This is a genomic window from Methylobacterium sp. CM6241, from assembly GCF_054817845.1.
In genome coordinates, this window is record NZ_CM139246.1 from 5,109,864 (window position 1) to 5,135,434 (window position 25,571).

A 25,571-nucleotide genomic window follows, 5' to 3' on the forward strand; every position below is an offset into this window, starting at 1 on the left:
TCGCCAACGACATGCTCCGCATGTCCGCGCCGGCGGTCTGCATCCCGCATTCGAATGATGAGCCAGAAGGTCGCATGGTCAGCCCCGTTCTGGCATGCCCAACGGATTACATGATGAAACAGGTCGGCTGACTCGCCGCATGCGTTGACGTCGCGTTTCTGTGCGGAAGCTCGAGCAATTCGTAGAGGCGGTTCAGCCTCATCGCGAAGCAAAATTGGCGAATTAACGCTTTGCGATCCTCAATCCGAGGAACCCGTCAAACCAAATCGGCAATCGATATCTAATGTCACCATTATGCGTCGTGCGGGATACTATTTACAGGTATATTTCAGCAAATTGAATACGTTTGCCTATCGGAGTTCCATTAAGCGAGCTTAATGCCTGCATTAACTGTTTTTTAATTCATATAGGCCAATTAGATCGCGCTGGAACGGAACATTACTTAAGTAAATTTTGGTTCCGACCACAGCCCACCGGGAAATCTCAAATTTATCTTGGGTTTGGAGCGCCTTCAGCAGAAGCGAGCCTTCCCAACCGCTTGCTACATTGGGAAGGTCTTACTCAGATGGCTCTTGCGAAGAAGGCGACGATGCGCGCTCTGCCCGTCTCCCATGGCATGCGGGATGAGGGTCATTCGCCTCCGGCCAAATCGCATCTCGTGGCGGAAGCCGAGAAGCGCAAGGCGCGGACCTTCGCACGCCAGCAGAAGGCTGCGGAGCTGATCGCCTCGGCGACCTCGCAGCTGTCCAGCGGCGTCGCCGAGGCATCTTCGGCCGCGGAAGAACTGCGCAAGGCCGCAGAGCAGATCGGCGTCGGAGCCGAGGAGGCAGCCAGCGCCGCGCAGGAGACCATGAAAGCGGTGAACCAAGGGGCAATCCTGATTCTCGCCGCCAAGGACAATGCCGATCTGCCCCTTCGTAAGACCGAGAACCTGTCCGCCCTGCTCGCCGAGACCGCCGGCCAGATCGGCAACACCATCGCGGCCATCGCCAAGGCATCCGAGCGCCAGGAAGCCTCCGTCAAGATTGTCGAGGAACTCGACCGGCAGGCGACCACCATCGGTGAGATCGTCAAAGCCGTTGCGCGTATCGCCGATCAGACCAACCTACTCGCCCTCAATGCGGCGATCGAAGCGGCCCGCGCCGGCCAGCACGGCAAGGGCTTCGCTGTCGTCGCCGACGAGGTACGGACCCTGGCCGAAACCAGCGAGAAGTCGGCCCGGGACATCCAGGAGCTGGTCGCCCAGATCCAGCGCGACGTGAAGATCGTGGCGGACGGCATCGGTAGCTCGGCCGCCTCCTCGCGGAGCGAGGCCGAGAAGGGCGTGACCGTGACGGGGCAGCTCGAGCGCATCCGTCAGGACATGGCCGAGATCATCACCGGGTGCCGCGATATGGCGAAGGCGGCCGATGAATCGGGCATCGCCGCCAAGGAGTCTCAGAAGGGCGCGGAGATCATCGCGGCGGCGGCCGAAGAGCAGGGTTCCGCCTGCCAGGAGGCCGCCAAGATGATCGAGCAGCAGACGACGGCCCTGTCGCAGAGCGAACAGGCGTCCCAGGAGCTCTCCGAACTCGCCGAAGAGCTCAAGAGCAGCGCCAATATCGGCAAGAGCGCCGAAGAGGTGGCCTCCGCAGCGGAAGAACTGTCCAGCGCCGTGGAAGAGATCAACCGGGCGTCGACCCAGATCATGACCGCCCTGGACCAGATCACCAAGGGCGCACAGCAGCAATCGGCGGCCACCCAGCAATCCTCCGCCGCGATCACCCAGATCGAGCGGCGGACCCAGACATCGCGCGCCTTCGCGACGGCTGCGGTCGAGAAGGCGCAGTCCATCGCCGACATCCTGACCGACAACAAGTCCCTGGTGGACACGATGGTGAGCGGAATCCAGAAATCCGTCGAGGCCGGTCGCCTCAGCCGTGATCAGATCGCGGCCCTGGAACAGGTCAGCCGCCGCATCGACAAGATCGTCGATGCAATCACCACGGTCTCGATCCAGACCAACATGCTGGCCGTCAACGGCTCCGTAGAGGCCGCACGGGCCGGCGAGTTCGGTAAGGGCTTCGCAGTGGTCTCGACGGATATCCGCAACCTCGCCCGGGATTCCGCAGAGAATGCCGAGCGGATCAAGGATACCGTCAAGGCGATTCAGGACACGGTCGTGTTCGTGCGCGGCGATATCCAGGAAATCGCCGACGCGGCCGTCGTCGAGGTGGAGAAGTCGGCGATCATCTCCAAGAACCTGGAGTTGGTAGCCAAGGAGATGGGCGACATCATCACCGGCAACCGCGAGATCCTGAACGGCTCGGACGGGATCGTCCGCATGGTGACGGAGGTTCAGACCGCCGTCGAGCAGGTGGCGGCGGCGGCCCAGCAGGCGGTGCGCACCTCGGGCGAAGCCGGCAACGCGGCCCGCGAGCAGGCCAAGGGCGCCGAACAACTCGCCGCGGCCATCGAAGAGATCGCCTCCCTCGCCGACGAGCTCCAGGCCGCCTGAACCGAGCTCTCTCGAAGGGACGATACCCCCATGGCACCAGCAGTTGCCCAGGCGTTAGAAACGTTGGAGGCCAAGTTCGCGCCTCCAGCGGCTCGCGCCGCCCCGCCGCCGGTCTCGGACGCGGCACTTACGGAAGCGCGGCAATTCGTGATCTTCCACATCGAGACCGAGATGTTCGCCGTCTCCCTCTCGGATGTCCAGGAGATCATCCGGGTCCCGACCGTGGTCCGAGTCCCCCTCAGCCCGGGCTCCCTCCTCGGCCTCGCCAACCTCAGGGGCACGGTCCTACCCGTCCTCAACCTCCGGGACGTGCTGAACTTCCCGCCGGTGCTCCACGACGACGCGACCCGCGTGGTGGTGCTCGACCAGGGCAGTCCGATCGGCTTCGTCGTCGATCGGATGGCCAATGTGGTGACCGTGGATGCAGAGCGGATCGAGCCCGCCTCCTCGCTCCGCGGCACCGTCGATACCGAGTTGCTCACCGGCATGATCAAGGACGCCAAGGGCGGATCGATGGTCATGATCCTCGACTCGGTGCAGCTGGTGCAGCGGGAGTTCAGCTCCATCGCTGCCCAGCGGTCTTCGGCGGGCGGCCTCATCGGCTCGGACGGGACGGCATCCGTCTCCGTATCGGTCGACGCGGTGGTCGATGAGGACCAGCTCGTCAGCTTCGAGGTGGCCGGGCAGGAATACGCCTTTCCCATCGAGCAGGTGCAGGAGATCGTGCAGCTCCCCGAGCACGTGACTCAGATCCCGAACACTCCCGGCCATGTGCTCGGAGTGATCACCCTGCGGAACCGACTCCTGCCGCTCGTCTCGCTCCGCGAGATGTTCGGCCTGCCCGCGAAAGCGTTCAGCGGCACCGACAAGGTGGTGGTGGTGTCCCTCGGCGGTGAGTCCGGCTTTTCGGTCGGCGTCGTGATGGACAGCGTCAAGGAGGTCCTGCGGGTCAACCGCAGCCTCGTGGAGGCCATGCCGACCCTTCTCAGCCATGACGGCACAATGGACGAGATCCAGGCGATCTGCCGCCTTCAGGGTGGCAAGCGCCTGGTTTCGGTCCTCTCGGCGGGGCGGATGTTCGACACCGCCGATCTGCGGTTGGCCGTGAAGGCCGGGGAGACGATGATGGGCACCAGCACCGGTTCTGAGCGGGAGACGGTCCAGGACAGCCTCGACGAGGAACAGTTCGTGGTGTTCCGCCTGATGGACGAGGAATACGGCGTCCCGATCGAAGCCGTGCAGGAGATCGTCCGCGTCCCCGACGAGCTGACCCGAATCCCCCGCGCACCGGCCTTCGTCGAGGGGGTCATCAACCTCCGGGGCGTCGTCCTGCCGGTGATCGACCAGCGGCGGCGTTTCAACCTTGCCCAGGCCGACCGCAGCGACCGCCAGCGGATCATGGTCTTCACGATCCGCGACGTGCGCACGGGCTTCATCGTGGATTCCGTGTCCGAGGTGATGCGTATCTCCGGCAAGGTGATCGGAGATGCCCCTCACCTCTCGGATGCGCAGAAGCGACTGATCCGCCGGGTGGCCAACCTCGAGGATCAGAAGCGGATGATCCTGCTGCTGGATATCCTGCAGCTTCTGGACACCGACGAAGCGGCTTCCATCGGACAGGTTACGCACTGATACGCGGCCGGGACCGGCCTCACGGTCCCGGCGGCTCCGGAAATCCGCCCGTCGTTCGGCCGCCCTCGATGGGCGTCGGATGACGGTCGGTCCCGGGCATGGCTGACCTTCGCGGGACGGGACATCGATCCACGAATTCGGATCGTGCCGTTCTTGCGCTTCTGCTCCTTTTCACCTCATCCGTCAGACAGTTGCATGATCAAGGTGCTCATCGTCGACGATTCCGCGCTCATGCGCCGGCATCTGACCCAGTTGCTCGAAGGCCAGGGCGATTTCATCGTCCGTGCCGCACGCAACGGCGTCGAGGCCCTGGCGAGCCTGGAGGAATTCGACCCGCAGGTCATCACCCTCGACGTGAACATGCCGGAAATGGACGGGATCACCTGCCTCTCCCGGATCATGAGCGATTACCCGCGCCCCGTGGTGATGGTCTCCTCCATCACCGAGGAAGGCGCCGAGACGACCCTCCAGGCGTTGCGGCTCGGTGCCGTGGACTTCGTCCAGAAGCCCGGCGGTACGATCTCGTTGTCGATCGACCGCATCCACCACGAGTTGCTCACCAAGATCCGCGGTGCTGCACGGGTGCGGATCCGGCGTAGCCTCGGCCTGCGCCAGCGCATCGGGGCAAGGCGCCCGGCACCCGCTTCGGCTCCCGTCGACAGCGTCTCGAACCGCGTACGGGCCGGCGCGCGGGGCCGCATGGGCCTCATCCTGGTGGGCGTCTCCACCGGGGGCCCGAGCGTGCTGGAGGAAATCCTGCCGCTTCTGCCTGCCGATCTCCCCTGGCCGGTCCTGGTGGCCCAGCACATGCCCGGCAGCTTCACCGGCGTCTTCGCCCGGCGCCTGAACGAGCTCTGCGCCATGTCCGTGGTCGAGGCGGCGCGCCAGACGCCGCTGGCGGCAGGGACAATCTATATCGCCAAGGGCGACGCCGACCTCGTCGTGACGAAGCGCGGCACCGGTCATTCGGCGACCCCGCTGCCCCAGTCTCAGGATCATCTCTGGCATCCGAGCGTCACCCGCCTGGTCGTCAGCGCCCTCGATCATTTTCCGGCCGAGCAGCTCATCGGCGTGCAGCTCACCGGCATGGGCAATGACGGCGCCGAGGCCATGGCCCGGATCAACCAGCGCGGCGGCCTGACCATCGCGCAGGATGCCGACACCAGCGTCGTATTCGGCATGCCGAACGAGCTCATCAAGCTCGGAGGCGCCAGCATGGTGCTGCCGAGCCACGCCATCGCCGCACAACTCACCGCTTGGCTTCGGCCACAGGCCGGCCTTCGAGCCCAGGGAGCTTAGGATGGCACTGAGGAAACCCGCCGCACTCGGCGACACGCAGGCGACGGCGTCCACCATCGATCTGGCGACGCTGAGCCTCGAACTCGCCTCCCTGGAGGCTTCGGCGCGTCGCGGTGCCGCTCGGACCCTCGGCGCGGTCCCGGAAGCAGTGCCGCTGCTATGCGATCGGCTGGCAGTGGAGAGCGCCCTCAGTGTCCGGAGCGCCATCGTCACGTCTCTCATTCGGCTGAAATCCGAGCGCGTGGTGGAAGGCCTGCTGCCGTTCCTGCGCAGCGAGGATACCGGCCTGCGCAATGCCGTCATCGAGGCGCTTCAGGAGATGCCGTCCGAGGTCGAGCCGTTCGTCGCCGAGTTGCTCGCCGATGCCGATAGCGACGTGCGCATCTTCGCCGTGAACATCGTGAGCCTCCTGCCGCATCCCAGCACGCCGCTTTGGCTGACGCAGGTCGTGGCCGAGGACGAGCACGTGAATGTCTGCGCGGCCGCAGTCGAGGGACTGGCCGAGATCGGCACCGAACACGCCATTCCCGCGCTGGAAGCCCTCCCCGGCCGTTTCCCTGACGTCCCCTTCATTGCGTTCGCGGTTTCGGCCGTGATCCGCCGGATCAGAGGATTGTAATGCCGCTCTCCAGCGCCATGACGATGAGACAGGGGCACCCTCCGATCAGCGAAGAAGAATACAACATCTTCTTCGAGTTCTTCTATCGTAGGACAGGCATTCTATTCAACGACAAGAAAGGGTACTTCGTCGAGAAGCGCCTGTATGACCGTATGGAAAAGACGGGAAGCACAAGCTTCCGGCGTTATTTCGATCTGGTTCGCTTCCAGGCCTCTGGCGAGGAGCTTCAATGCCTCGTCAACATCATGACGGTGAACGAGACCTATTTCTTCCGCGAAGACTATCAGTTCAATGCCCTGGTCCAGGGCATGCTGCCGGAGATCGCACGCTCGCGTAAGATCGGCGATACCCTGCGGATCTGGTCGATGCCGTGCTCGACCGGCGAAGAACCCTATTCCGTCGCGATCCAGATCATCGAGAACTGGTCGCGGGCCGATGATTTCGCCATCGAGATCAGGGGTTCGGACATCGATACCCGCGTGCTGAACGACGCACGCCAGGGCATTTACGGCGAGCGCTCGCTGCACCGGCTCACTCCGGCTCTGCGTGCGAAGTATTTCCAGAGTGTCGGACCGGATCGCTTCCAACTCCGCGAGGAGTTACGCGAATCCGTCGACTTCTCCATCGCCAATATCGTCGACCCCCTACATACGACCCGCTACCGCGCCGTCGACGTCATCTTCTGTCGTAACCTTCTGATTTACTTCGACGACGTGTCGCGCCGGCTGGCCGTCGAAGCACTCTACGACTGCCTGTCGCCGGGCGGCTTCATCTGCCTCGGGCATTCCGAGAGCATGAGCCGGATCTCGTCGATGTTTCAGCCGCGCAAATTCGGCGACACGATCGTCTATCAGAAGCCTCTCGGGAACGATTGAGATGAGCGCCGAACAGAAACAGATCCTCGTGGTCGAGGACGGCGCGACGATGCGCATGTTCTACCGCGACGTGCTCAGCCGGGCGGGCTTCGTCGTCGAGGAGGCGGCGAATGGATTCGAGGGATTGGAGCGGGCGCTTCTCGGCCGTTTCGACATGCTGATCGTCGACATCAACATGCCGAAGATGGACGGCTACGAGTTGCTGTCTCGCCTTCGGAACGAGCCGGCACTACGGGCGATTCCCGTGGTGGCGATCAGTACCGAAGCCGGTGACCAGGATGCCGCCAGAGCCTATGATGCAGGCGCCAACCTCTACCTCGTGAAGCCCGCCGATCCCGTCGCTCTGGTCCAGACCGCCCGCCTTCTCACCGGTGCAGCGGCATGAGCAACCCGAGCCGTAACAACCCCTTGCTGCAGCGCTTCATTCCGGAAGCGCGGGAACTGTTGCAGGCCTCCGCCGGCGGCCTGCTGCGGCTCGAGAAGAACCCGCAGGACGGACCTGCGATCAATGAAGTGTTTCGGGCCGTCCATACCCTGAAAGGGTCGTCGGGGCTGTTCGACGCGACCGCGCTGACCCGTCTCGTCCACGCCGCCGAGGATCTGCTCGGTGCGGTTCGGGCGCAGGAAATCGTTCTCGATTCGAGCCTTGTCGACATGCTGCTCGACAGCCTGGACCAGGTCAGCCTTTGGGTCGACCGTCTCGAAGGCGACGCCGAGCTTCCCGCCGATGCCGATGGCGTAGCCAGCCGGATGGCATCGGGCCTGCGTGCTCGGGTCGCCTCCAAGGATTCGCCGGAAACCGCCACGACGGCTGACGCAACGCTGCCGGCCGAAGCGCCGCCGATCTGGCTGCATCGCCTGCCCGTGGAATCCCTTCGGGAGGGATTCCGTCGTGCCTGTCGAGGCGCGACCGTTCTGGCCTTGTGCTACGAGCCCGACCCTGGCTGCTTCTATGCGGGCACCGACCCGCTTCAGGCCGCCCTCCAGGTTCCCGAGGCCATGGCCTTCACCATCGAGGCGGTGGCGCCCTGGGGACCGGTAGCTGATCTCGACCCCTACCATTGCAACCTACGCTTCCACATCCTCACGGACGCCCCCCGGACCGAGGTGGAGCAGGCGATACGCTACGAGCTGGATCAGGTTTCGTTCAGTCCGGTCTCTGCCCGTGACCTCGTCCAGATTGCCGGCGAGCCGAGCGACGGACCGGTCTGGGACGATTTTTACGAGGCCGCCTCGGCCCAGCACGCCGCGGGCGATCTCGCGGCCATCCGTGCCAGCGCGGCGACGCTTCGGAGCTTCACCGGGCCGGGTCTATGGCGCAACGACGCCCTTTCCTGGCTCGAAGACGCAGCCTCCGCCACCGCTCCGGACCACGACCTCGTCCGCGCCCTGATCGACGCGGCCGGAACCGGGCGTTTCGGCGGCGTAGGGAATTCCACCGTATCCGCTACTGCGTCGGGGGCTCCGACTACGCTATTGGACGGCCCCAACGGCGCGGTGGCACGCAGCATTCTTGCGGGCCAGCGGCAAGCCCTCGGCAAGGACGGGTATGACGAGATTCGGCTGGCCTCCGTCGCGGCGGTGGTCGGCAACCTGCTCGTCGGCCTCGGCCTGGACGCGCAACGTCATGCGTTCCAGCAGGCGATCGTCGATACTCATGAGAGCCGCTCGACGCTTCCGCTCCTGATCTTCCTGGACGTGCTCGAAAGCGGTGGGACGCCGGATACCCTCCCCCCCTCGGATCCACTCCCCTCGATTACCTCGGCAACCGACCTGCCGAAGGCTGCCGATCTCCCAAAGAGTACCGCACCGGTGCCGGACGGAGCCGCACGGAATGCAGCTTCGGAGGTGCGCGCGCCGCAGAAGACCCTCAAGGTCGAGCAAGCCAAAGTCGATCTGCTGATGAATCTGATCGGCGAGCTCGTAGTCTCGAAGAACAGCCTGCCCTTCCTGGCCAAACGGGCGGAGGAAACCTACGGCTCCCGTGACATGTCGCGGGAGATCAAGGAGCAATACGCTGTCATCGACCGCCTCGCGCAGGAGATGCAGGGCGCGATCATGCAGGTCCAGATGCTTCCGGTCTCGGACATCTTCGATCGATTCCCACGTCTTGTACGCGATCTCGCCCGCAAGCTCGGCAAGCAGATCGACCTGTCCGTGGAAGGGGAAGACACGGCGGCCGACAAGACGATCATCGAAGCGCTCGGCGACCCGCTGCTGCATATCGTCCGCAACTCCCTCGATCACGGCATCGAGCAGCCCGACATACGCGAGGCCGCCGGCAAGGCACGCACGGCGAGCCTGCGTCTGCGGGCCCGCCAGGAAGCCGACGGCGTGGTCATCGAGGTGCAGGATGACGGGCGCGGTATCGATCCGGCCCGGATCCGCGCCGCGGCGATTGAGAAGGGTGTCATCGATGCCGAGGAGGCCGGCCGCCTGTCCGATCAGGAGGCGATCAACCTGATCTACAGGCCGGGCTTCTCCACGGCGCAAGAGATCTCTGACCTGTCCGGTCGCGGCGTCGGCATGGACGTGGTGCTGACCACGGTCGAGAAGCTCGGCGGCCGTGTCTCCGTGACATCGCGCCTGGGCGAAGGCACCACCACCCGACTCACACTGCCGCTCAGCATGGCGGTGACGCGGGTGATGGTCGTGGAGGCCGCGGATGGCGTCTACGGCGTGCCCATGGACATGATCGCCGAGACGGTCCGGGTGCCGGAAAGCCGGATCCAGCGGATCAAGCGCGCCGAAGCCTTTGTCCTGCGCGACATCGTCATCCCTCTGATGCGGATGTCGACCCTGCTGGGCGTGCCGGCGCGCCAGCGGAGCAGCGACGAGGAAGCCGAGGAGGCGGTCCTCGTCTGCCAGATCGACGGCCGTCATGTGGGCCTCGTCATCGACGATTTCCGCGAGGGAATGGACGTGATCCTCAAGCCCCTCCAGGGCGCCCTGGCGGGCATGCGGGGCTATTCGGGGACCGCGCTCCTGGGAGACGGCCGCGTCCTGCTCATCCTGGACCTCAAGGAATTGCTCTGATGCCGCTGAGAATTGCTCGCACGACCGTGCATTTCGAAGGTCATTGCTCGGTGGAGGAAGCCCTCGACCTCCAGGCCTTCTTCGGCCGGGTCAAGGTGCCCAAGGTCGTGCTGACGCAATGCGCCGGCCTGCACACGGCCCTGCTCCAAGTGCTGGCGGCCGCACGGCCGGCCAGCATCGCGCCGCCGTCGGATCCCACGCTCGCCCAGGCAATCATGCCGTTCCTCAGCGGGATCGGAGCCGACAGGTGACCGCCATTCTCGCCATCTCCAACCGGAAGGGAGGCAGCGGCAAGACCACGACGGCTGTCAACCTCGCGGCGGAGTGGGGGGCACGCGGCCATCGCATCTTGCTCGTCGATCTCGACACACAGGGGCATGCCGGGCTCGGATTCGGCGTGGTGGCGGGTCGGGACGAGCCGACGGCGCATCACATCTTCTCCAAGACGGGCTTCTCGCTCGAGGAGGCCATCCGGCCGAGCGTATCGGCCAATGTCGCGGTGGCGCCCGCCGACCCGCTCTTCGACGGGACGGGCGTAGCCGACCGGAGTGTCTCGGCTCTGCGACGTAACTTACGGTCCCCCGCCATCGCCGAGCGGTTCGATCTCGTCATCCTCGATACGCCGCCCTCTCTCGACATGGTCCTGGTCAATGCCCTGGCGGCCGCCGATAGCGTCCTGATCCCAATGATCCCCCACGCCTTGTCAGCCGAAGGCGTGCGGCAACTGACGCGACTGTTCTTCCGGATCGCCACGACGGTGAATGCGGGGCTGACGCTGGCGGGCCTGCTTCCCGTGATGCTGAATCCGCGCACGAGCCATCACCGGGATACCCTGCAGGATGTCGGCACAGAGTTCGGCTTCGACCGCCTGCTCAGCGGGATCCGATCCGACATTCAGCTCGCGGAGGCCTTCGCTGCCCGGCGGCCAATCCACGATTACGCCCCGCGCAGTCGTGGTGCGGCCGATTATCGCGTGCTGGCGGATGAACTGGGGGGACTCTGGCCTGAACTCAACCCCGATCAGGCCTTTGATACCCGTTTATCCTGAGATGCGCTGGGGAAAAGAAGATGGATCTGGAACAATGAAACCACTAATCAATGATTTGCCACCTATTGAGTGGTTTCCAGAAAATTATGTCTGAACTCGACTTCTATAATTTGTCTAAGGAGCATTCATGGCAGCGACCATCATGATCGTCGATGATTCCCCTACGATGCTCATGAGCATCGAGGGAATCCTGACCAAAGCTGGACTCGGCGTTGTCAAAGCAGCGAACGGTGAGCAGGCCCTCGAGACTTTAAAGACCGGAACCAAGCCTTCTCTCGTCATCACCGATCTCAATATGGGCGCGATGGACGGGATCGAGCTGATCCGCCGTGTGCGTAAGCTTCGTGGCCTTCAATTCACGCCGATCCTGATGCTGACGACGGAGTCGCAGCAGGACAAACGGAACGAGGCTAAATCGGCCGGAGCCACCGGTTGGATTGTGAAACCAGTCGATGCGACCGCTCTCATCAAGGTCATTCGCCAGCTCGTGCCGGGCGCCTGAATCATGAGGCGGGAAGCCATCCTTCCACCGCCGGAGCGAATCGCACCGCTCGCGGCCGGATTTTCGGCCCTCGTCGTCGGCGCGGCCGGATTGCCCACGCTCGGCCTCACCCCGGCCCTCCTCGCCATCGCGGCGGCAGGGTTCGCGACGACGTGGCTGGCTTCCACTGCGACACGTCTGTCCCGCCGTCGAACCGACGATCCTGCTTCCGCCCTTGCCGCCGACGACGATGTCCATGAGCAGGCTGAGGCGAAGGCGGGTGAGGAGGCGCCGGACGGGCCGTCCGGCACCGAGCCTCCGCCATTCAACCATGCCTTGACGCAGCATTTCGGCGTCTACGATCAGCTCTTCGCGCGGGCCTCGCGTGACACCGCTTCGGTGACATCCGAGACCGAAGCGGCGGCCTACAACATCATGATGAGCCTGCGAGCGGTCGACATCGCCATGTCGGACCTTCTGAGCTTCCTCGATTCGTCCGGGTCCAACACCCGCGTGATCGAGATTGTGGAGGAGACCGACCGGCAACTCGTGACGAACCGGAACCTGATCGCGGCCTTTCTCGAAAGCCGTGATCGGGACATCGAAGAGTGCCGCGTCCGGCTCGAGGACGTGGAAACCGCGACGGATCAACTGAGCGGCCTGGTCGGCGGTATCCGCGACATAGCAAGGCGGACGAATCTCCTCGCTCTCAACGCCGCTATCGAGGCGGCGCGCGCTGGGGAGTTCGGGGCCGGCTTCGGCGTTGTCGCATCCGAGGTCAAGCAGCTGTCGCAAGCCTCCGATCAGGCGGCGACCCGCATCAACGAGGGTTTGATGACGCTGCGTGGCTCGATTCGGGAAAACCTGACGACCCTCGTCAGTCACCGCATCGCGGGTGAGCGTGTGGAACTCGGGAAGATCTCGACGGCAATATCGGACCTGACCGAGAACATGGAGCGACTGATCTCGCATCAGCGCGACACACTGGTGAAGGTTCAGGACGAAAGCGCACGCATCGCTCAGCCGGTGGTCGAGCTTATGGCTTCGATTCAGTTCCAGGATGTCACGCGCCAGCGTCTCGAACATCTCGAGACGATCTTCGCGGCGGCACGCCACAATCTCGATGCGTTGGGCAACGCCGCCCAGTCCACGGGCGAGTTGCCCGATCTCGATCAGTTCGCCGCCGTGGCGAACGCCGATGGCCCATCTCCACCGCGCAAACTCGTTGTCGGAGGCGGCGACGAGATCGAGCTTTTCTAGGCTCCCTGCATATGAAACGCATGGGGCCTGAGCCACAAACCATGGGTCACCGTGCTGCGCCTAGAGCGGGATAATGGTAACCTACATTAACGTCCGGTCTCTTGGCTCCGCTGGTACCGTCTACAAGCAGAAAGTGATCACGCGCGCATGGCAACCGTCCTGGTGGTGGACGACATCCCTGTCGTCAGGCGGACCATCCGCAAATTCCTCGAACGCGGCGGTCATTTGGTGACCGAATGCGGTTCCGTGGGCGAAGCGGAACAGGCGCTTGGATCGGGTTTATTCGACCTGATCGTGACCGATCTCTGGATGCCGGGACAGGATGGATTGACGCTGATCCAGCACGTGAAATCGCGCACCCGGCCGCTTCCCCTGGTGGCGATCACGGGCGGGGCGCCACGGATGCCCCAGCTCTTCTCTACCGAAGAGGCGATCCGGGCCGGAGCCGACCGCGTGCTGATGAAGCCCGTGGGCATGCAAGAGCTCTTGAACTGCGTGACGGAACTGCTCGCCGCCCGTCTGAAGGGAGTGAATTGATGCACAGTCTCGGACGTATCCTGTCGGAGCACCGCGATGCGGTGATCGATTCATGGATCGAGCGTTTACGCGACGATCGCGGTGCCGGCGTGACACCGAGTGCTTCACCCCGCGTTCTGCGGATCGAGCTCGCCGCCTTTCTCGACGCGCTGACGGCGTTCTTCCTCAGCGGCATTGAAGGAACCGAGGACAGCTTCCGCGAGGTCGCCTCACAGGCCACCATCATCAGCTCGGCGCGGGCTCGGGACGGCTACACCCCCGCCCAGACCGCGACCCTCGTCATGTCGCTCAAACCCGTCGTCAGCGCGGTCATCCAGCGCGAAGCCGGCGGTCTTTCGTCCGAACTCCTCGAGACTCTCGCGCACTTGGATGCCACGGTGGACAGAGTTGCCCTCGTGACCTTCTCGGCCTTCGTCGAGACCCGCGAGCGGCTGATCGAGCGCCAGAGCCGTGCGCTTCTCGACCTTGCGACACCGGCCCTGCCGATCTGGCGCCACATCGTGCTGATGCCGCTCGTGGGCATCGTCGATACACAGCGGGCGCGACAGATCATGGAATGGCTGCTCGAAGCGTTGACGCGGGAGGAAGCCCACATCGCCATCCTCGACGTGACGGGAGTACCGGTGATCGACAGCCGCGTCGCCCTCCATCTCACCAAGACCGTGGAGGCGGCGCGCCTTCTGGGCGCCAAGGTCATCGTCACCGGCATCAGCCCGGATGCGGCGCAGACCCTGGTGAAGCTCGATGTGAACCTCACGAGCATGATCACCCGCGGCACCTTGCGGGCCGGCCTCGGCGAAGCTTTCCGCCTGCTCTCCGCCGATGGCCAGGCACCACCCAGCAAGGCGGGGTTCTGATGCGCGTCCCGATCCTGAAGCTCGGCCGCGTCCTGCTGACCTCCCTGCCCGCCGACCTGACGGACCAGCAGGTCATGGATCTGCAGATCGATGCGCTGGCCCTGCTCCGTGACGACCGCGCGGATGGGCTCGTCATCGACATCACCGCCGTCGACGTAGTGGATTCGTACATGGCGCGGGTGCTGTCGGAGACCGCCAAGATGGTCGGCATCATGGGCGGTGTCGCGGTACTCGTCGGCATGCGCCCCGCCGTGGCGCTGACTCTGGTGGAGATGGGCCAGAACCTGATTCAGATGGAAACGGCGTTCGACCTCGAAGGCGGCGTCGCGAAGGTTCAGAGGGCGATGGCCACCCGCGGAGGTCATCGTGACGAACCACCTGAGGTCTGAATTTTCCGACGAGACGTCGGCGATCCTGGTATCGGTCGTGGAGATTCACGGACAGGAAGACATCCTGATCGCGCGTCAGGCCGGGCGGGACGCAGCCCGGAACATAGGGCTCGGCACCGTCGATCAGACCCGCCTCGCCACGGTGATCTCCGAACTGGCCCGCAACGCCCTGCGATACGCCGGCGGTGGCCAATGCCGCATCACCACACAGGTGGCGGCCCTGACCCGCACCATCGTGCTGGAAATCGAGGATCGGGGACCCGGCATCGACAACGTGACCGCCGCCCTCACCCCGGGCTTCTCGACCGGCGGAGGACTCGGTCTCGGCATGTCCGCCGTCCTCAGGCTGATGGACGACATGGTCGTGGAGACGCGGCCGGGACGAACCATGATCCGGGCGCAGATGGTGCGGCATACATGACGACGCCCATCGGATCCGAACGTCCGGACGAGGCCCCCCTCGAAACGATGACGTTCCGAATCATCGCGGAGATCGACGTGGCCGAGGCCCGGCGGGCCGCGCGGCATATAGCCGGCCGACATGGCTTCAAGACGGTGCAGGCCTATGGCTTCGCCACGGCGGTGTCCGAGATCGCGACCAATCTCGTCCTCCATGCCGACCGTGGCGGCGTCATCCACCTGATAGCCGCGCTGGTGAACGGTATTCCAACCATCGGCTTCACCGCAGAGGACGACGGCCCCGGCATACCCGATCTCGCTCTGGCCATGCAGGATGGCTACTCGACCCTCGGAGGCCTGGGATGCGGGTTGCCCGGGACAAGGCGCCTCGTCGACACCTTCGCGGTGACGACGCGTCCCGGCGAGGGAACCCGCATCGCCTGCAGCCTGACCCGCATATGAAGATCGCCTCGTCCCTGCGCTCATTCCCGGGTGAGACCGCTTGCGGTGACGTCGTCGCTTGGTGGCGGGAGAATGACGCGACGCTCATCGCCGTGGCGGACGGCCTCGGGCATGGCACCTCCGCGCGGCTCGCCGCCGAATCCTTCATGGCCGCCGTGGAGGATTCTTCCGGCCTCGGCCTGGCCGAACGGATGCAACGGGCCGATCGGGCGATCGTGCGCACACGGGGCGTGGCGGCCACCCTCGTGCAGATCGACCTTGCCGCGATGACATTGACCGTTGCGGGGGTCGGCAACATTCAGGGCGGGATATTCGGCGCTCGAACGCGGCGCTTCGACGGGGCCGCAGGCATCGTCGGGGCGGGAATCCGAGCGATCCGCCCCCTCACATTCGCGTTCGATCCGGCGGATGTGCTGGTTCTATGGAGCGACGGCCTGCGGCACGTGGATATCGACGAGACCTGCTGGCGGTTTCGCGACGAACCACAAAGGCTCGCGGATTGCCTGCTCGCGCGCTTCGGATGCGAGAGCGACGATTGCTCCGTCCTCTGCGTCGCCTTCGACGGAGTCGTGGTGTGAAGGCCTTCCTCGACCGATATGCCGCTGGGATGGCCTCCTACGTGATGACCGAGGGGGAGGCCGCTCTCGTCGATATCGAGGAGCTTGGCCGCGAGGCCATCGCGACAGGTGTCTCGCTCGAAGACATTGTCGGCCTTCACGAGGGGGCCACTTTATCCCTCTCGGAGATGGGAATCGCCATCAGCGAGCCGGCCATGATCCGCCGGATGTCGGCCTGTCTGAGCGCCCTGGCCATCGCGGCGGCCATTGCCTTCGGGAGCAAGCTCGAACTGCTTGAACGGCAGCGGCAGGAGGAGAGCAAGCGAACGGAACGGGAGCGTCAGCGCCTCGAGACCCTCGGCCAGATGGTCGGCTCGGTGGCGCACGAACTGAATAACCTGCTTCAGCCGGTCCATGGCATGACGGAGATCATGCTCGCGGATTTCGAGGCGAATGCGCCCGAGCGGGCAGACCTCGAAACCATCCTCGCCTGCACCGATCAGGCGGTCGGGGTCATCCGCAACATCCTGGCCTATGTCAGACAGGAGCGCAGGGTACCCGAAGCCATATCCTTGGGCCATGCGGTGGAGAATGCCTGCGCGTTCCTCCAGCCAATGCTGCGTCCGCCTCTCGATGTCGCGATTCGGGATACCGAGAGCCCGGTTCTCGCCACGGAGAGCGAGGTCACCCAGATCCTGCTCAATCTCGTTCAGAACGCCATGCAGGCCGAGGCATCGCGCATCACGGTGCGGGTCGACCGTTGCAACCGGCGCTTCACCGCGGGTCCTGCCGAGGTGCCATGCCTTCAGCTCGTGGTGATCGACGATGGGTGTGGCATGTCCGAAGAGGTCGCTGCCTGTGCGACCGATCCTTTCTTCACCACAAAGACCGAGGGTCAGGGCACCGGCTTAGGCCTCGCCATCGTCAAGGGGATCGTCATGGGTTGGTCGGGCGAGTTCGAGATCGCGTCGCGGTTCGAGCGCGGCACGGTAGTGACGATGTCGTTTCCAGTGGTGTTCTGACAGCCCATCGCCGCACCTCGCCGGCAGCGGCCTACGTGATCCCCTCACGGCTTCATCCGCATCGATATGACGAGGCCTCCGCCCGGCAGCTTGCTCAGCGCAGGGTGGACCGTCAGGTCGCTCTCATGATCCGTAAGAGTTTTCGCCACTGCCCAAATCGGCCTGAGCACAGGGCGCTACCGACGCGGAATATGCATCGTTGTGCGACGCACCAATCTGCTGTCCGTCGTTGATCGTGAAAGTGTTCTTGTGCCGGAGGTGAGTGAGCACCGCTCGGGTCGGAGTGCGATGCAATGACGAATGTAGACTGAATAGGCGTCTGCCACACTTGCGGCGGATGAACGCCCGATTAACACTACCTACTCCGAAAGAATGAATCGACCGATTCCTCGAGGCCGGGAGACAGTCCATGTCCCAGACGATCCACGTCAAACCGACCCATGACGGCACCTATACGGTCTATCGGGGTCCGACGGCCCTCGTGAGCGGCCTCACGCGGCTTCAGGCAGAGCTGTATCAGGCCAGCATCTCCCGCCAGGCCCAGCGCCCCCTGGTGGGATTGACGGCCTGATCCGGCATCGCCGGCAGGTGAGCGGTCATCTTCGCGTCAGCTGCAACACCCGGAGGTCGGCAATCGCCCCGGCCTCCGTCAACCCGCGTTCCTTGGCTTCGATCACGTAGCGGTTGTCGGCCTTTCTGACCGTATAGACATGATAGCTCGCGCGGCGGTGCAAGGTGCCGCCGTGCGACACCGCCGAGGCCGAAGGCGCTCCGACCACCGGGACGGCGGCACCACCGGGGCCTTCGACGAAGGCGATGCTCCCCACATGGTTGTGCCCGTGCAGGATCAGGTCCGCGCCGGCACGCGCGATCATCGCCGTGAACGCATCCGCGTCCTTCAATTCGCGCCCGGGCGACGCCCCCCCTGGCTGCGGCGGATGATGGATCATCGCCACGCGAAACGGTGGTTCGGGCTCGGCGCCCAGCCGTTTCAGAATGGTCTCGACAGCCTCGATCTGAGAAGGGCCGAGGCGCCCACTGGCGACGAAGGGCTTGGTGGGAATCGCGGACGAGACCCCGATCAGGGCGAGCGGTCCACGGCGCCGGAGATAGGGGAAGATGCCGTCGGTGCCATCGTCACCGGAGGTCCAGGCGCGGCACGCCTTCAACAGCCCTTCGAGTGAGCCGCGCACATAGGCGTCGTGATTGCCCGGAACGAAGCTCACATCGTCTGGAGCGCCGAGCGCTTCGAGGAAGACCTTAGCCGTCGACCACTCACTCGGCAGACCGATGTTGCACAGGTCGCCGGTGCAGGCGATGTGATCGTGGGGCTGCGTCCGCAGATCGGCCACCAGCGCCGCGAGGATCTCCATGTCGTGGTGTCGGCTGCGCCCGCGGCGCCAATTCACATAGCCGGTGGCGCGCTTGCCCAAAAGCTGGCGCAAGCGAGGACGTGCGATAGGGCCGACATGCGGATCGGTGAGATGAGCGAGGCGAAACATCGGTCTCCGTTTCGGATGAGGGCCTCGCCTTCGCCACTGGCGGCTGCCGCGTCAAGCCTCGCAAATCGTCGCTCGCGCCTTCGAATCCAGGATCGCAACGGCGTAAGCCCGCACGTCATAGAGGACCGCGCCGGCGCTCCGATACGGTGCTTCCTCCCTTACATGATGGCCGTTCCGTCGAATGGATGAGGTCGGGCCCGCCCCGGCGAGGTTGCGCCGGTAATTCGAACGGCGCTAGACCACGCGGGACCGGCCATGCTCCCGAGCGAGCGCCGTTCGGCGGATGCGCAGACGACGCAACCGGCCGCGCGTGCGCCCTGAGGGCCGACCGGACGAAGGGCCGAACGTCCGGCCCGCGGAACCGAGTGTATGAGCCTTCTCAAACGCGTCGGCCGGTCGCCACCGGTTCAGAAAAGCCTCGGCTTCGTCGCCTTCCACTATCTGCGCTTGGTGCGCGCGACGAACCGCTTCACGGTCGAACCGGCCGAGCCGCACCGCTGGCTCGACGGGAAATCGCCGTTCATCGCCGGCATGTGGCACGGTCAGCATACGATGATCTCGTTCATGCGCCGCCCGCAGGACAGGATCGCGACGATCATCTCGCGGTCGGCGGATGGCAACATCAACACCATTGCCCTCACCCGGATGGGTGTCCGCGTCATCCGGGCCTCCGGGGCACGCGGACGCGCCGTGCGGGATGCCAAGGCGAAAGGCGGCGCGGAAGGGCTGCGCGCCATGATCCGGGCTTTGAAGGATGGCGAGAGCGTCGCCTTCAGCGCCGACGTGCCGAAGGTGTCACGCCGCTGCGATCTCGGCATCCTGACACTGGCGCGGTTCTCCGGTCGGCCGGTCATTCCCGTCGCGGTCGTCACGAGCCGGCATCTGCGCTTCGACAGCTGGGACAAGGCCTGTTTCGGGCTGCCCTTCGGCAGGGGCGCCATGGTCTTCGGTGAACCGGTCCTCGTCCCGCGCGACGTCGATCCGGAGGAATTGGAGCGCTTGCGTCAGCGCCTGGAGAACGAGATGAACCGGGTTCACGATCGGGCCTACACCCTCGTCGGCCGCCCGGACCGGGTCGTCGATCCGGTGGCCGGGTCGCTGGCCCTCGGGCCGTTTTCGTGAAGGCTCCCCCGCTCACCATCGCTCTCCGGGCTTATCGCTTCGGCCTCTATGTCGGTGAACCGGCGGTGGCGGGCCTTCTGGCCTGGCGCTCCCGCCAGGGCAAGGAGGATCCCGGGCGCCTGCCTGAGCGTCGCGGCCTTGCCGGACGAGCCCGCCCGAGCGGTTCCCTGGTCTGGATGCACGGAGCGAGCGTGGGCGAGGCCCTCTCGCTCGTCGGATTGGTCGACGGCATGATCGCGCGGGGCTTCAGCGTCCTCGTCACGACGGGGACGCGCAGCGCCGCCGAACTGATCGGGCGGCGCCTGCCCGCGGGCGCGGTCCATCAATACATGCCCCTCGACGCGCCGCGCTGGATCGAACGGTTCCTCGATCACTGGCATCCGGACCTGGCGCTGGTGGCGGAATCGGAGATCTGGCCGAACACCGTCATCGCCCTGCACCGGCGCGGCATCCCGCTGCTCCTCGTCAACGGCCGCATGTCGGAGCGGTCGTTCAAGGGCTGGGTTCGCTCGCCGCGCACCGCCGAAGCCCTGCTCTCGCGCATCGCCATCTGCCTCGCGCAGACCAGGGACGATGCCGAGCGTTTCGAAAGGCTCGGCGCACCGCGCGTGAGCATCGCCGGCAACCTGAAATACGATTCGGCCGTTCCCCCTGCAGACGATCAGCAGCTAGCCTATCTGCGCGACGTCATCGGCGACCGTCCGGTCTGGGTCGCGGCCAGCACGCATCCTGGCGAGGATGCTACGATCGCCGAAGCTCACGCCGCCTTGCAGGAGAGAGTGCCGAATCTTCTCACCGTGGTGGTGCCGCGTCATCCCCAGCGCGGCGAGGACGTGGCGGCGTGCGCCTCCGCCCTCGGGCTTCGAAGCACGCTTCGCTCCCGCGGCGGTCGCCCCCACGGCAACATCGACGTCTATGTCGCCGATACGCTCGGGGAATTGGGTCTGTTTTATCGCCTCGCGCCGCTGGTCTTCCTTGGAGGTTCAATGACGCAGCGCGGCGGCCAGAATCCGATCGAACCGACCCGTCTCGATGCGGCGATTCTGCATGGGCCGAACGTGCAGAACTTCGCACAGGTCTACCACGCCCTGGACGAGGCCGGCGGGGCCCTGATGGTGGCGGATGCCGGGGAGCTGGCAGCGGCTGTCGGCGCACTCCTCCTCGACCCCCGACGGTCCCGCGCCATGGCCGATGCCGGAAATGCCGCCTTGCGTCCGTTCGAAGGGGCGGTGGAACGCACCCTTGCGATCCTCGATCCATTCATCGCCCAGATGAAACTCTCCGCCCTGATCGCCTCCTGATGCGAGCCCCGGTTTTTTGGGACTTGCCCGGCCATCCCCTCGGCCGATTGCTGGCGCCGCTCGGGGAAATCTACGGATCGCGCGTCGCCGCCCGCATGGACCGCGCCGGCAACAAGGCGGCCTGCCCCGTCATCTGCGTCGGCAACTTCACCCTTGGCGGCGCGGGCAAGACCCCGACCGCTCTCGCCTTGGCAGCGATGCTGCGGGGAATTGGCCTGGAGCCAGCCTTCCTGACCCGTGGCTACGGCGGACGTCTGACCGGGCCGATCGCCGTCGATCCGTCTCGGCATGGATCGGCGGATGTCGGCGACGAGCCACTCCTGCTAGCCGGCAGCGCTTTAACGATCCTGGCCCGCGACCGGCCTGCCGGGGTGGAACTCTGCCGCGTGCTCGGTGCCGGCGTGGTGGTGATGGATGACGGGCTCCAGAATCCGAGTCTCGCCAAGGACCTTTCCCTCGCCGTGGTCGACGCCGTCAGCGGAATCGGCAACGGCCTCGCTTTTCCGGCAGGTCCTCTCCGCGCACCGCTCTCGCGGCAATGGCGTCACGTCCACGGCCTCGTCGTCATCGGCGATGGCGGCCGGGGCGAGGTTCTAACAATGGAGGCGGCGTCGCGAGGCTTGCCGGTCCATCGAGCCAAGCTGGTCCCGACAGTGCCCGCTGCGGTTGCGGGAAAGCCCGTGCTCGCCTTCGCAGGGATCGGGCGGCCGCGGAAATTCTTCGATACGCTGGTGGAGGCCGGAGCGACCCTAGTCGAGACCCGGTCCTTCCCGGATCACCACCCCTATCGCGCCGCGGATGTCGCTGGCCTTGCGGCTTGGGCCCAGGCTTTGGGCGCGATGCTGGTAACGACGGAGAAGGACATTGTGCGCCTGCCCGCGGATTTCGCCGCGGGGGTGACGGCGCTCGGCGTGACCCTTCGGTTCGTTGACGAGAGCCTACTGCTTGCGCAGGTGAGCCGCGTCGTCGAGATGTTCAGCCCGCCGAACGACCGAGCTCGGCCAGACGCTTCATCACCGCTTCGGGCGTGATGTAAGCCTCCTGGAGCTCGGCACTCCAGTAACGAAGATTGTCGAGGGCGATCGGCTCGCCGGTGACCGCGCAGCGCACGAAGCTTCCGGGCTTGACGACGCGCATGGTGCCGTCGCCGTACTCCACCGTCGCCTCGCCGGAGGCCTTGCGTTCGAACCGACCCAGCATGTCTCGCCTGCTTTTCAACTGCGACTATCGAAAGAGGGTTCTAGGATCGCGCCGGCGCCGTGTCGATGGCGCTTGATGACGTCCGATGGCGCTCGACAGGCCGGTCGCGTTCCTGTTCTAACAGCCGTCGAATCCTCCTACCGGACCCCATGCGATGGCGGACACGATCGACGCGGATCTCGCTGCTCTGTTCGATGCCGCCGGCGCGGCGAAGGCCCGCGCTTACGCGCCTTATTCGAACTTTTCCGTCGGCGCCGCCCTGAGGGACGAGCACGGCCGCCTGCATGCCGGATGCAACGTGGAGAACGCGGCCTATCCCGTCGGCACCTGCGCCGAGGCGGGCGCCATCGCCGCGATGATCGCGGCCGGCGGACGCGCCATCGCCACCATCCTCATCACAGGCAACGGCCCAATTCTGGTGACGCCATGCGGCGCCTGCCGCCAGCGCATCAGGGAGTTCGCGGAGCCCGGAACGCCGATCCACATCGCCGGCCCGGAGGGTATCCGACACAGCTTCACCCTGGAGGCACTACTCCCTCAGTCTTTCGGGCCGGACAATCTGCACCGTACCAAGCCGTGCGCCGATGTCTGACACAACCATCTCCCTCGCCGCCGACACGGTGCGTCGCCACGGTTTCGGCGGGCCCTACGATGCCGCCATCGTCACCGGCACGGGCCTCGGGCTGGTCGCCGGCAAGCTCGAAGACAGCATCTCCCTCGCCTATTCGGGGATTCCAGGCTTTCCCTCCCCTGGCGTGACCGGTCACGGCGGCACCCTCCATGCTGGGCGCCTCTCCGGGCGACGGGTGCTGGTTTTCGAAGGACGGAGCCACGCCTACGAAACCGGCAACGCCGCCGTCATGAAGGTGCCTCTAGGGGTTGCAAAGGCGCTTGGCGTCCCGCTCCTACTCCTCACCAATGCGGCTGGATCGTTGATGGCGCAGGCGGGCCCGGGCAGCCTTGTGGCTGTCGCAGACCACATCAATTTGTCGGGCCTCAATCCGCTGATCGGCGAGACGGGTGATGGTCGTTTCGTCCCCCTTGTCGGCGCCTATGATTCGGCTGTGCGCGAAACCCTCCACGAAGCGGCAAGGGAATGCGGGATTCCCTTGCATCACGGAGTCTATGCATGGTTCTCGGGGCCAAGCTTCGAGACTCCGGCCGAGATCCGTATGGCGGGGCGCCTCGGCGCCGATCTGGTGGGCATGTCGACAGTTCCGGAGGTGATCCTCGCCCGCTTCTTCGGCCTGCGGGTCGCGGCCATCTCGGTGGTTACGAACCTTGCCGCCGGTATCGGAGACGGCGATCCGCACCACGACGAGACCAAGCGCGCGGCCGTCGCTGCCGCGTTCGACCTCGCCCGTCTCATCGACGCGTTCGTCGCACGGCTGTAGGAAAGAGCATGAGCGACGATCCCCATCATTCCGAAACCGCCGTTGCGCGACGCGCGCTGCCCCTTCTCGATCTCACCGATCTCGGCGATTCTTGTTCGGATCAGGCCATAGCGACGCTCTGCGGCAAGGCCCGGGCAAGCCGTGTTGCCGCTGTCTGCGTCTGGCCCCAGCATATCGGGCGCTGCGTCGAGTTGCTGGCCGGGACTCCGGTGCGTATCGCCACGGTGATCAACTTCCCAGCCGGAGGCACGGATATCGAGCGCGCGGTGGAGGATACTGCCGAAGCGCTGGATGACGGCGCGCATGAGATCGATCTCGTCCTACCCTATCGGGCGTACCTTGCCGGTGACACGAGGACTACGGCAGGGATGATTGAGGCCGTGCGGGAGATTGCAGGGCGCGCCATTCTCAAGGTGATCCTCGAATCCGGAGCGATGCCGGGGCTCGGCCAAGTCACCGAGGCAAGCCGCCTCGCCATCGCCGCGGGGGCGGATTTCCTCAAGACCTCAACGGGCAAGAGCGTCATCTCCGCAACGCCGGAGGCCGCGGAGGCGATGCTCGCCGCCATCCGGGACAGCGATCGCCCTGTCGGATTTAAGGTCTCGGGCGGATTGCGAACCGTGGCCGATGCCGCTCTGTATCTCGCCATCGCCGACCGGATCATGGGGCCGGGCTGGGTCGAGCCGCAGACTTTCCGCATTGGGGCGAGCAGCCTACATGACGCGCTGACTGCGAGCCTCGGAGGCCACGCTTGATGCTGCCGCAGGAGCTGATCCGGGCCAAGCGGGATGGACGCATTCTCGCTGATGCCGAGATCGCCGACTTCATCTCCGGTCTCACCGATGGGCGGGTGACCGAGGGGCAGGCCGCCGCCTTCGCCATGGCCGTGTTTTTCCGTGGCCTGTCACTGGCCGAGCGCGTGGCCCTAACGCGGGCGATGACTCATTCGGGCTCAGTGCTGGATTGGGATTTGCCCGGCCCGGTGCTTGACAAGCACTCCACCGGCGGCGTCGGCGATACGGTCAGCCTCGCTCTGGCACCCATGGTGGCTGCCTGCGGTGGTTACGTACCGATGATCTCCGGCCGCGGCCTGGGCCATACCGGCGGAACCCTCGATAAGCTCGCGAGCATTCCCGGCTACGACGCGACACCCGGCCTCGATCGTTTCCGCAGCGTCACCCACTCCGTCGGTTGCGCCATCATCGGACAGACGGCCGACCTAGCTCCAGCGGACCGGCGGCTCTACGCCATCCGTGACGTCACCGGCACGGTCGAATCCCTCGACCTGATTACGGCATCGATCCTGTCGAAGAAGCTCGCGGCCGGGCTCGACGGTCTCGTGATGGATGTGAAGACGGGCTCCGGAGCGTTCATGGCGGGGACGAAGGAGGCACAGGCTCTCGCAGAAAGCATCGTTACCGTCGCCAAGGGCGCTGGGCTGAAAACCGTCGCGCTTATCACTAACATGGACGCTCCCCTGGCCTCCTCTGCCGGCAACGCCCTCGAAGTCTCCTATGCGGTGGATTACCTCGCCGGTCGCTCCTGTGAACCAGCCTTCCATGCCGTAACCGTGGCGCTCTGTGCCGAGATGCTGATGCTGGGCGGCCTTGCCAAGGATTTCGACGACGCATCCCGCAGGGTCGAGCAGGCACGCGACTCCGGACGGGCGCTCGAAATCTTCGGACGGATGCTGGCTGAGTTGGGGGGGCCTGCGGATTTCATCGAAAAAACCGACCAATATTGCTCCGTCGCACCGGTGATCCGCCGGGTGAAGATGACCACGACCGGTACAGTCGCTCGGGTAGAGACTCGCAAACTCGGGCTTGCCGTCATTTCACTCGGCGGCGGCCGTACCCGGCCACAAGACGATATCGACCCGGCAGTCGGCTTCTCATCACTCGCCCGCCCGGGAGATACAGCCGATCTCCTCGGCATCATTCATGCGCGGACAGAAGCCCAGGCCGATACCGCTGAAGTAGCCCTCCGTGCTGCCTACCGGATCGCCCCCGATGCCCCTCAACCGCCTCCGGACATTGCCCAACGGATCGCTTGAGGAGCACGACGGCTGGCGCTGAAAGAGGA

General features: G+C 65.3%; 28 protein-coding genes. 26 read left to right on the plus strand and 2 right to left on the minus strand.

All coding sequences use genetic code 11. The features are described from left to right. The first annotated feature begins 565 nt into the window (after positions 1–565). The 19 genes from ACYQR9_RS24035 (at position 566) to ACYQR9_RS24125 (ending at position 17,541) form a co-directional block, all read left to right on the plus strand. Positions 566–2,497 carry a methyl-accepting chemotaxis protein gene (locus ACYQR9_RS24035; protein ID WP_461228278.1) on the plus strand — a complete coding sequence of 644 codons (1,932 nt, stop codon included), beginning with the start codon at positions 566–568 and terminating at the stop codon, positions 2,495–2,497. 30 nt (positions 2,498–2,527) lie between these two features. After that, positions 2,528–4,129: a chemotaxis protein CheW gene (locus ACYQR9_RS24040; RefSeq protein WP_461222455.1), complete on the plus strand. Its 1,602-nt coding sequence runs from the start codon at positions 2,528–2,530 to the stop codon at positions 4,127–4,129. Positions 4,130–4,324: 195 nt separating this feature from the next. Beyond that, a complete protein-coding gene (gene cheB / locus ACYQR9_RS24045; protein WP_461228279.1) occupies positions 4,325–5,428 on the plus strand; it encodes a chemotaxis-specific protein-glutamate methyltransferase CheB in 1,104 nt (367 codons plus the stop codon). A 1-nt stretch (position 5,429) separates the two neighbouring features. Next, positions 5,430–6,047, plus strand: a complete 618-nt coding sequence (locus tag ACYQR9_RS24050; RefSeq protein WP_461228280.1) for a HEAT repeat domain-containing protein — start codon at positions 5,430–5,432, stop codon at positions 6,045–6,047. Then, positions 6,047–6,922 (plus strand): CheR family methyltransferase, encoded by an 876-nt coding sequence (locus tag ACYQR9_RS24055; RefSeq protein ID WP_461228281.1) that lies wholly within the window; start codon positions 6,047–6,049, stop codon positions 6,920–6,922. Before ACYQR9_RS24050 ends, ACYQR9_RS24055 begins: the two co-directional genes overlap by 1 nt. A 1-nt stretch (position 6,923) precedes the next feature. Then, a complete protein-coding gene (locus tag ACYQR9_RS24060) occupies positions 6,924–7,307 on the plus strand; it encodes a response regulator (protein WP_311274943.1) in 384 nt (127 codons plus the stop codon). Continuing rightward, a complete protein-coding gene (locus ACYQR9_RS24065) occupies positions 7,304–9,958 on the plus strand; it encodes a chemotaxis protein CheA (RefSeq protein WP_207413251.1) in 2,655 nt (884 codons plus the stop codon). Before ACYQR9_RS24060 ends, ACYQR9_RS24065 begins: the two co-directional genes overlap by 4 nt. After that, the gene (locus tag ACYQR9_RS24070) at positions 9,958–10,209 is read left to right on the plus strand and encodes a hypothetical protein (protein ID WP_056424942.1); all 252 of its coding nucleotides are present in this window, start codon (positions 9,958–9,960) and stop codon (positions 10,207–10,209) included. Before ACYQR9_RS24065 ends, ACYQR9_RS24070 begins: the two co-directional genes overlap by 1 nt. After that, on the plus strand, positions 10,206–11,006 hold the full coding sequence (locus tag ACYQR9_RS24075) for a ParA family protein (protein ID WP_461228282.1): 801 nt from the start codon (positions 10,206–10,208) through the stop codon (positions 11,004–11,006). Before ACYQR9_RS24070 ends, ACYQR9_RS24075 begins: the two co-directional genes overlap by 4 nt. A 127-nt stretch (positions 11,007–11,133) precedes the next feature. Further along, a complete protein-coding gene (locus ACYQR9_RS24080; protein WP_461228283.1) occupies positions 11,134–11,508 on the plus strand; it encodes a response regulator in 375 nt (124 codons plus the stop codon). 3 nt (positions 11,509–11,511) lie between these two features. Beyond that, on the plus strand, positions 11,512–12,747 hold the full coding sequence (locus tag ACYQR9_RS24085) for a methyl-accepting chemotaxis protein (protein WP_207413255.1): 1,236 nt from the start codon (positions 11,512–11,514) through the stop codon (positions 12,745–12,747). Between the two features lie 162 nt (positions 12,748–12,909). Beyond that, positions 12,910–13,284: a response regulator gene (locus tag ACYQR9_RS24090; RefSeq protein WP_461228284.1), complete on the plus strand. Its 375-nt coding sequence runs from the start codon at positions 12,910–12,912 to the stop codon at positions 13,282–13,284. After that, positions 13,284–14,141: an STAS domain-containing protein gene (locus ACYQR9_RS24095; RefSeq protein ID WP_207413257.1), complete on the plus strand. Its 858-nt coding sequence runs from the start codon at positions 13,284–13,286 to the stop codon at positions 14,139–14,141. The genes ACYQR9_RS24090 and ACYQR9_RS24095 overlap by 1 nt, the downstream gene beginning before the upstream one ends. Then, entirely contained in the window at positions 14,141–14,530 is a 390-nt protein-coding gene (locus ACYQR9_RS24100; RefSeq protein ID WP_461228285.1) for an STAS domain-containing protein, read from the plus strand. Before ACYQR9_RS24095 ends, ACYQR9_RS24100 begins: the two co-directional genes overlap by 1 nt. Further along, positions 14,508–14,951, plus strand: coding sequence for an ATP-binding protein (locus ACYQR9_RS24105; RefSeq protein WP_461228286.1), 444 nt, complete (start codon positions 14,508–14,510; stop codon positions 14,949–14,951). Before ACYQR9_RS24100 ends, ACYQR9_RS24105 begins: the two co-directional genes overlap by 23 nt. Continuing rightward, positions 14,948–15,391, plus strand: a complete 444-nt coding sequence (locus tag ACYQR9_RS24110; protein WP_461222446.1) for an ATP-binding protein — start codon at positions 14,948–14,950, stop codon at positions 15,389–15,391. The genes ACYQR9_RS24105 and ACYQR9_RS24110 overlap by 4 nt, the downstream gene beginning before the upstream one ends. Then, positions 15,388–15,969 (plus strand): SpoIIE family protein phosphatase, encoded by a 582-nt coding sequence (locus tag ACYQR9_RS24115; RefSeq protein ID WP_461228287.1) that lies wholly within the window; start codon positions 15,388–15,390, stop codon positions 15,967–15,969. The genes ACYQR9_RS24110 and ACYQR9_RS24115 overlap by 4 nt, the downstream gene beginning before the upstream one ends. Next, positions 15,966–16,970, plus strand: a complete 1,005-nt coding sequence (locus ACYQR9_RS24120; RefSeq protein ID WP_461228288.1) for a sensor histidine kinase — start codon at positions 15,966–15,968, stop codon at positions 16,968–16,970. Before ACYQR9_RS24115 ends, ACYQR9_RS24120 begins: the two co-directional genes overlap by 4 nt. 409 nt (positions 16,971–17,379) lie before the next feature. Further along, on the plus strand, positions 17,380–17,541 hold the full coding sequence (locus ACYQR9_RS24125) for a hypothetical protein (protein WP_200919205.1): 162 nt from the start codon (positions 17,380–17,382) through the stop codon (positions 17,539–17,541). A gap of 25 nt (positions 17,542–17,566) precedes the next feature. Here ACYQR9_RS24125 and ACYQR9_RS24130 read toward each other — a convergent pair whose 3' ends face one another. Beyond that, positions 17,567–18,472: a metallophosphoesterase family protein gene (locus tag ACYQR9_RS24130; protein WP_461228289.1), complete on the minus strand. Its 906-nt coding sequence runs from the start codon at positions 18,470–18,472 to the stop codon at positions 17,567–17,569. Between the two features lie 369 nt (positions 18,473–18,841). Here ACYQR9_RS24130 and ACYQR9_RS24135 point away from each other — a divergent pair, with 369 nt between their 5' ends. The 3 genes from ACYQR9_RS24135 to lpxK are packed head-to-tail and all read left to right on the plus strand — an operon-like array spanning position 18,842 to position 21,926. Next, positions 18,842–19,594, plus strand: a complete 753-nt coding sequence (locus ACYQR9_RS24135; RefSeq protein WP_207413267.1) for a lysophospholipid acyltransferase family protein — start codon at positions 18,842–18,844, stop codon at positions 19,592–19,594. Beyond that, a complete protein-coding gene (locus tag ACYQR9_RS24140; RefSeq protein WP_461228290.1) occupies positions 19,591–20,895 on the plus strand; it encodes a 3-deoxy-D-manno-octulosonic acid transferase in 1,305 nt (434 codons plus the stop codon). The genes ACYQR9_RS24135 and ACYQR9_RS24140 overlap by 4 nt, the downstream gene beginning before the upstream one ends. After that, positions 20,895–21,926, plus strand: coding sequence for a tetraacyldisaccharide 4'-kinase (gene lpxK, locus ACYQR9_RS24145; protein WP_461228291.1), 1,032 nt, complete (start codon positions 20,895–20,897; stop codon positions 21,924–21,926). Before ACYQR9_RS24140 ends, lpxK begins: the two co-directional genes overlap by 1 nt. Here lpxK and ACYQR9_RS24150 read toward each other — a convergent pair. Further along, positions 21,871–22,095 (minus strand): DUF2093 domain-containing protein, encoded by a 225-nt coding sequence (locus ACYQR9_RS24150; RefSeq protein WP_056429621.1) that lies wholly within the window; start codon positions 22,093–22,095, stop codon positions 21,871–21,873. The two genes, lpxK and ACYQR9_RS24150, sit on opposite strands and share 56 nt — an antisense overlap. 154 nt (positions 22,096–22,249) lie before the next feature. On the opposite strand from ACYQR9_RS24150, the gene cdd reads away from it, so the two are divergent. From cdd to deoA, 4 genes are read left to right on the plus strand one after another with little or no spacing between them, the layout of a single operon-like run. Then, positions 22,250–22,687 (plus strand): cytidine deaminase, encoded by a 438-nt coding sequence (gene cdd / locus ACYQR9_RS24155; RefSeq protein WP_461228292.1) that lies wholly within the window; start codon positions 22,250–22,252, stop codon positions 22,685–22,687. Continuing rightward, positions 22,680–23,489, plus strand: coding sequence for a purine-nucleoside phosphorylase (locus ACYQR9_RS24160; RefSeq protein WP_461228293.1), 810 nt, complete (start codon positions 22,680–22,682; stop codon positions 23,487–23,489). Before cdd ends, ACYQR9_RS24160 begins: the two co-directional genes overlap by 8 nt. A gap of 8 nt (positions 23,490–23,497) precedes the next feature. Further along, positions 23,498–24,244: a deoxyribose-phosphate aldolase gene (gene deoC, locus ACYQR9_RS24165; protein ID WP_461222440.1), complete on the plus strand. Its 747-nt coding sequence runs from the start codon at positions 23,498–23,500 to the stop codon at positions 24,242–24,244. Further along, the gene (gene deoA, locus ACYQR9_RS24170) at positions 24,241–25,542 is read left to right on the plus strand and encodes a thymidine phosphorylase (protein WP_461228294.1); all 1,302 of its coding nucleotides are present in this window, start codon (positions 24,241–24,243) and stop codon (positions 25,540–25,542) included. Before deoC ends, deoA begins: the two co-directional genes overlap by 4 nt. Positions 25,543–25,571 lie beyond the last annotated feature (29 nt).